The sequence below is a fragment of the Desulfothermus sp. genome (assembly GCF_053993635.1).
In genome coordinates, this window is the sequence record NZ_JBMYBT010000015.1 from 1 (window position 1) to 7,059 (window position 7,059).

7 protein-coding genes and 1 pseudogene are annotated in these 7,059 nt (G+C 36.0%); all 8 read left to right on the forward strand.

Features of this window, described 5'->3' with window-relative positions:
- A pseudogene (locus ACY2V1_RS01090) lies at positions 1 to 180 on the forward strand (methyl-accepting chemotaxis protein); the annotation flags it as partial.
- A 222-nt stretch (positions 181 to 402) separates the two neighbouring features.
- Complete coding sequence (locus tag ACY2V1_RS01095; RefSeq protein ID WP_461832951.1) at positions 403 to 1,368, forward strand: methyl-accepting chemotaxis protein; 966 nt, start codon at positions 403 to 405, stop codon at positions 1,366 to 1,368.
- A gap of 18 nt (positions 1,369 to 1,386) precedes the next feature.
- Positions 1,387 to 2,946: a chemotaxis protein CheW gene (locus ACY2V1_RS01100; RefSeq protein ID WP_461832945.1), complete on the forward strand. Its 1,560-nt coding sequence runs from the start codon at positions 1,387 to 1,389 to the stop codon at positions 2,944 to 2,946.
- 21 nt (positions 2,947 to 2,967) lie between these two features.
- Positions 2,968 to 4,041, forward strand: coding sequence for a chemotaxis-specific protein-glutamate methyltransferase CheB (gene cheB, locus ACY2V1_RS01105; protein ID WP_461832946.1), 1,074 nt, complete (start codon positions 2,968 to 2,970; stop codon positions 4,039 to 4,041).
- Positions 4,042 to 4,056: 15 nt separating this feature from the next.
- Positions 4,057 to 4,683 carry a HEAT repeat domain-containing protein gene (locus ACY2V1_RS01110; RefSeq protein WP_461832947.1) on the forward strand — a complete coding sequence of 209 codons (627 nt, stop codon included), beginning with the start codon at positions 4,057 to 4,059 and terminating at the stop codon, positions 4,681 to 4,683.
- Positions 4,684 to 4,713: 30 nt separating this feature from the next.
- A complete protein-coding gene (locus tag ACY2V1_RS01115; protein WP_461832948.1) occupies positions 4,714 to 5,547 on the forward strand; it encodes a CheR family methyltransferase in 834 nt (277 codons plus the stop codon).
- 14 nt (positions 5,548 to 5,561) lie between these two features.
- Positions 5,562 to 5,924 carry a response regulator gene (locus tag ACY2V1_RS01120; RefSeq protein ID WP_461832949.1) on the forward strand — a complete coding sequence of 121 codons (363 nt, stop codon included), beginning with the start codon at positions 5,562 to 5,564 and terminating at the stop codon, positions 5,922 to 5,924.
- A 28-nt stretch (positions 5,925 to 5,952) separates the two neighbouring features.
- Positions 5,953 to 7,059 (forward strand): Hpt domain-containing protein (locus ACY2V1_RS01125; protein WP_461832950.1); only part of this gene is annotated, 1,107 nt, incomplete at its 3' end.

Genomic DNA, 7,059 nt, shown 5'->3' on the forward strand with positions numbered 1-7,059 from the left:
GAGGCTGCAAGGGCTGGAAAACATGGAAAAGGATTTGCTGTAGTTGCAGATGCCGTGAGAAATCTTGCAGAAAAAACCGAAAAAAGTGCTGCTAATATTGCCCAGCTTGTGGATAAGATTCAGGCACAAATAGGCGCTTTAGTTGAAGGAATTAAGAGGTCAGCACAAGAGGTAAAAGAAGAAGCTGAAGGAGCCAATGAAACAGTGGCTGATCTTCAGGAAAAAAAGCAGGAGATAAACTTGCTTTGTGAAGATTCTGTTAGGGTTCAGAAAATGGCAGCTGATGCCTTGGTAGCTGTTCAAAACTCCTTAAAGATGGCAGAGGAAGTAGCAGCTGCTGCCGAAGAACAATCTGCTGCATGTGAAGAAGCATTATCCAACATAGAAGAGCAAAGGAAAGGCATGAGACAAAGTGAAGAGGCTGCTGCAAGTTTAGAAGAAATAAGTGAAGACCTTAAGAACAGTACTGATATAATAAAGAGTGCAGAGGAGGTAGCTGCTGCTGCTGAAGAGCTTTCTGCTGCAATAGAGGAAAATCATAGGGCTGCATCAGAAATAAATGTTGCCATTGAACAGATTAAAAAAGGTGCTGAAATTCAAAGTGAGGCTACTGATAACCTTGCCTCAGCAACTGCACAACTTGAGAAAAACAACAGGGTGATCCTTGATCTGGCTGAAAAAGGAGCACAAAAGACAAATGAGATAGTTGAAAAGTTTGAAGAAACAATAGAAAAAATTAATAAGATGTTAAAAGCCATTGAAGATAATTTGCAGGATAGTTTGAAAAATAAAGAAACCCTTCAGGAATTTGACAAGATAGTAAGAGGAATGGATAAAATAGTAGAAACTATTGGTACTGTCGCGATTCAGACAGATATGCTTGCTGTAAGCGGGTCTATTGAAGCGGCAAGGGCTGGAGAATATGGCAAAGGTTTTGCTGTTGTTTCAGGTGATATAAGAAATTTAGCTGCTGATTCAGCTGAAAATGTTGATCAGGTAAAGGATTTAATAAAGTCCATTCAGGATGAAATAATTGTAATGTCCAATGAATTGGCAACCATAGTCTCAGCAGGAATGGAGGAAGTAAAAAAATCTCAGGCAGCTGCGGCTAAATTAAAGGAATTGGTTGAAGGAGTAAAGGAGCTGGAGGATGCAAATAATAGATTAAAAGATTCAGCAAAAGGAGCAGTTAATTCTCTAGCTGAAGTAAAGCAGGCAGCAAGTGAGATTGCAGCAGCTTCAGAACAGGCTGCAGCAGCAGTTGAAGAGGCAACACGTTCAGCCCAGACCCAGACCCAGGCCCTTGAAGAGTTGGCAGCTGCTGCAGAGGAAATAGCTTCTATTGCAGATGAGATGCAAAATGTGTAATAAATAAGGGGCATAATCATGGTCACTGCTGTTGAAGAAAAGAAAGAGACTTTAATGGAGATTGAGCCCTCTATGGAAGATGAGCAAATGAAGTTTTTGACCTTTTTTGTGGGGGATGAGTGTTTTGCCTTTGATATGGATATCTTGCAGGAGATAATATGGGTACCACAGGCGATTAAGGTACCTTTGACCCCGCCTTCTTTTGTAGGCCTCACAAATCTCAGAGGGAGTATCTTGCCTTTAATAGATATTAGAAGAATATTTAATATGGAAAACACTGAGATTGACGAAGATACCAGGGCAATCATAATTAATATTGGTTTTACAACTGGAATAATAGTGGATAAAGTGGATAGGGTAATAGAAGTTACGCCAGATAGAATAGAAGATGGACATACTTTAAAATCTCAGTCTGAAAATATTAAAGAATATTTAAAAGGCGTTATAAAATATTCAGACAAAGATTTAATTCAGCTAATAGATATTGAAGCACTCATAAAAAATGAATTTTCAGATATTGTTTTTGGTGAGGAGCAAGGAAACATAGATGAGATAGATAAAAAAAATATAATGCAGGGTGAAGACAAAGAGGATGAAGATATAGAAGAGAAAAAGATTGTGAGTTTCTTTATACAATCTCAGGAATTTGGATTTGAAATAGATGATGTAAAAGAAATAATAAAGTTTCCAGAAGATGAAATCCACAAGGTTCCTAATGCTGATTCTACATTGCTTGGAATGATAAATTATAGAGATATGATTTTGCCTATAATAGATCTGGGAAGGCTGGTTGGACTAAGGAGTAATTTAGATCCAGAACAAAGTAAAATTTTGGTGATAGAGGTAGAGTTTTACGATATAAAAGAACCTATTGGATTTGCCATTGATAAGATTCACGAAATCATTGAAGTAGGGTCAAACCTATATCCAGTGCCAGAGCTTATATCCACTACACATTCGTGTAAAGAAATCAAGGCAATCTGTCAGTTAGAACAGGGCAAAAGGATAATATCTATTTTTTCTATTGATGAAATTATTAAACATCCAGATGTAGAAGAGGCACTTTCTTCAACTGAAGATTTAAGGACAAAAGAAGATAGAAAAGAAGTAGAGACTGAAGAAGATACCTCTGAGCAGGAAGTGCAGTTGGTTACTTTTATGTTAGAGGATCAAGAATTTGGCATAATTATAGATCATATCCAGGAGATAATTTTAATCCCTGAAGAAATAAATGTTGTTCCCAATACACCAGATTATGTGGAAGGAATGATAAATTTAAGAGGCGCGGTGTTGCCCGTGATTGACTTAAGAAAGAGGTTACACAAAAAAACTTTAGGAAATAGAAATGATTCTCAGAGGATTCTGGTGATAACTACCGGGGATACAAAAACAGGACTTATAGTGGACTCTGTAACAGGAGTGTTGTCTGTAGAAGAATCAAAGATTGAAGATGCACCAGATATGGTGGAATCAAGTGATGGCTTTATTAAAAAATTAATTAATATAGAGGATCAAAGAAGGATTGTATTAATATTTGAGGTAAAAGAGCTTTTAGGAGATGGGGAATTTTTTAGTTAAAACTATAATTAAGGGAGAAATATGAAAAACATAAAGGTATTAGTTGTAGATGATTCAGCCCTGATGCGTAAATATCTAAGACAGATGTTGGAAGAGGCAGGGTTTCAGGTTTACACTGCCAGGGATGGAGAAGATGCCTTGGAACAAATAAGAAGGGTGGACCCAGATGTGGTAACCCTTGATATAAACATGCCTGTTATGGATGGCCTTACCTGTCTTAGCTATATTATGACAGAATTTCCAAGGCCAGTTATTATGGTTTCTTCTCTAACAGAAAAAGGTGCCCAGGCCACATTTGAGGCATTGGAACTTGGGGCAATTGATTATATTCCAAAACCTGGTGGCACTGTTTCATTAAATATAAAGGAAATAAAACATGAACTTATATCAAAGATAAAAGCCGTTGTTAGAACTAGGATTAGAGACAGGATAACGTCCACCAGTTCTAGACGAAAAATCTTAAGACAAGAGAAAAAAGCTGTTAAAAAGACAAGATTAAGGACTACCATAGATTTGCCTGGACTGGTATTGATTGGCTCATCCACTGGAGGGCCTGGGAATTTAGAAGAGATACTCACATCCTTGCCGTCAGATTATCCATTTCCCGTTGTAATCGCCCAGCATATGCCAGCATCATTTACTAAAGTATTTGCAAGAAGATTAGATGGAAAATGCAGTTTATCTGTCTTACATTTAGATAAGACCATGCCCATCCAACAAGGGGGAATTTATATTGCAAAAGGAGATGCAGATATAGAACTTGGAAAAAAACTCAAGAGATTAATTGGAACGAGCGTTCCTCCGAGTAATAAATACCTATGGCATCCAAGTGTAGATAGGATGGTCCAGTCAGCGTTAGATGTGTTTGATCCTCAAAAGACCATCGGTGTACTCTTGACAGGGATGGGCTATGATGGGGCAGAGCAGATGGCAAGACTTAATAAGCTAGGCGGTAAAACCATAGCAGAATCAGAAGAAACTGCAGCAGTATTTGGTATGCCTAAAGAACTTATTGAAAGGGGTGGGGCAGATAAAGTTTTGCCCTGTTATAAAATAGCAGACCAGTTAATTAAATGGGCAAAAATAATGGTATAAAGAGAGGGATTTAATATGGCGCTTAAAAAGGCTTCAAAACAACAGGTAGTGGAGACTCCTAAAGAGAAAAGAAAAAGGCCAAGGGATTTTGAGGGACTTGTTACTCAATTAAATGAAGGTGATAGGACACAGCGTAGATGGGCAGCTAGAGACCTTGCCCAATATGGTGAAAAGGCCATTGACCCTTTATGTGATAGACTGGAAAAAGAAAAAGACACCTCGGTTCAAGATGCTATTTTATCATCACTTATGGAAATCAAAAGGCCTCCTATTGGGGAGAGGCTAATTCCCTTGCTTAAATCAGACGACGCAGCCCTGAGAAATAAGGTGATTGAGGCGCTTCAGTCCATGCCTGATCTTGTTGCGGATCATGTAAATGAACTTTTAAAAGACCAGGATCCAGATACAAGGATATTTGCCATAAATATTATTCAATGGGTCAAACATCCAGATGTACCTAAATGGCTAATTGAAGTGATTAGAAATGATGATCATATTAATGTAGTGGGAACCGCACTTGATGCCATTTCTGATATTGCTACAGAAGATATGGAAGAGGATCTTGTTGCAGTAAAAAAGAAATTCAATGACCCATATATTGATTTTACAGTAGATAGTATTCTGGCGAGTATTAAAGAGTGACAGATATGATTGCTTAAGAGGTAGAATATCATGGGTATAGAATTTACTAGGTCTGATTTTGAAAAATTCAGACAGTTTTTTTATAGAAAAACAGGGATATTTTTTCCGGATTCTAAAAAAGATTTTGTAGAAAAGAGGATTATAAAAAGAATAGAGGAAACAGGACATTCTTCCTTTCGGTCTTATTTTAACTTTATAAGGTTTGATAGATCAAGTGATGAGATCCAGAATCTTATAAATTTGCTTACTATAAATGAGACCTATTTTTTCAGAGAAAAGTATCAATTTGAATGTCTGGTGGAAAATGTATTAAATGAGATTTATGAATACAAAGAACCAGACGAAGTAATTAGAATCTGGTCTATTCCCTGTTCATCAGGTGAAGAACCTTATTCAATAGCAATATATCTTTTGGAATATTGGCCTCTTATAGATGAGGTGGATGTGGAAATAATTGCATCAGATATTGATACCAATGTATTAGATAAGGCAAAAAAAGGGATATATAACTATCGCTCTGTTAAAAACTTACCAAAACACCTTTTAAGAAAATATTTTAAAAAATTGTCCAATGATAGATATGAAATAATTGATGACTTAAAAGAAGCCATAGATTTTAGACAACTTAATCTATTTGATCCCAGACAGAACAAAGAATATCGTTATATTGATGTTATATTTTGCAGAAATATGCTCATATATTTTGACGATGAATCAAGGCTAAAGGCCGCACAGATATTTTATGATGCAATGAATCCAGGTGGATTTATCTTTTTAGGGCACAGTGAATCAATGAGCAGAATATGTTCTCTTTTTAAGGTCAGGAAATTTAAACAGGGAATTGTATATCAAAAACCATTTTAAATAGGATTAGGCTCATGAAAAAGGTATTAATTGTAGATGATGCAGTAACAGTGAGAAAGTATGAAAGACAAATGGTTGAAAATTTAGGAATAGAAACAGATGAGGCCATAAATGGTCTGGAGGCACTGGAAAAAATCATGCAGCAAAGATATGATTTATTGCTGGTTGATATAAACATGCCTAAGATGACAGGGTATGAGCTCCTTGAGGAAATGAGGAAAATCCCTGAGCTTAAAGACATACCAGTTGTTATGATATCTACAGAGGCAGAGAAAAAAGATAAAATTAATGCATATAAAGTTGGTGCAAATTTTTATGTGGTAAAACCTATAAGACCTGAAACTATCAAGTCCTTGATAAATCTTTTGGTCATTTAATTTAAGCTCCTAAAAATGGAGAAAGGACATGGATGAACTATTAAAACAATTTATAGATGAGGCTAGAGATCTTGTTGAGCAGGCAAGTAAAGATTTTCTAAAAGTAGAGGAAAATCCCGAAGATACAGAAATTTTAAACTCCCTTTTTAGGGCAATGCATACCCTAAAAGGGTCTTCGGGTATCTTTGAATTTTTGGCCCCTTTAACAGAGAGTGTACATGCAGCAGAAGATGTCCTTGATGCAGTGAGAAGTGGGGACATGAAACTCACCTCTGAGATGGTTGATGTGCTTTTAGATTTGCTTGATCAAATAAATGCATGGTTAGACGAATTGGAAGAATCTGAAAATATTAGCCCTGACGCAAAAGATGTGGCAAAGGAGTATAAAGAAAAGTTAAGGGGGTTTTTGAAAGATAATATTGCTCAAGAAGAAACAGATGAAAAATTTGAAAGTGATAAATCCGTGGACATACCCTGGCTTAAAGAAATAGAGGATCATGAGAGGAGAGAAATATTTAAAAGAGCAGATACAGATGAGATTTATGCAATAACATATCTGGCTGATGAGAATTGTTTTTTTACAGGAGACGATCCCTTATTGACAATTAAAAATACCCCTTCACTGCTTTGGTGTGGTGTTAAATTTAAAGAAAAAATAGATCCAGATGAGTTTGATCCATTTATAAATCGTCTCAACTTTATGGCAATATCCAATGGTTCTTTAGAGGAACTAAAAGAACATTATCAATATGTAGAAGACCAAATTAAAATAGATACCTTTTCTTTAGATGAAATAATTTTTCCTACAGGAGAAGTCTTAGAAGAAAATCTTTTAGATTCCTTTGTAGAAGAAGCCAAAAATAAATTACAGGCTGGTGATTTAGATGCAATTAACTCACAAATTAAGGTAGCACTTGAAATTGTATCAAGTGAAAGTTTTGCCTATAGCTGCTTAAAATGGATGCAAGCCATAATTGAAAAAAATGATGACAAGTATAATAAATATATCTCATGTTTTATAGATGCAATAAATACCAATGAATTTAGGAAAGAGGTAAAAGACATAGAGGTAGAAGTTGAAGAAACTCCTGAAGTTAGAGAAGCTGAAGAACAAGAGGAATCAACAAAAACAAGA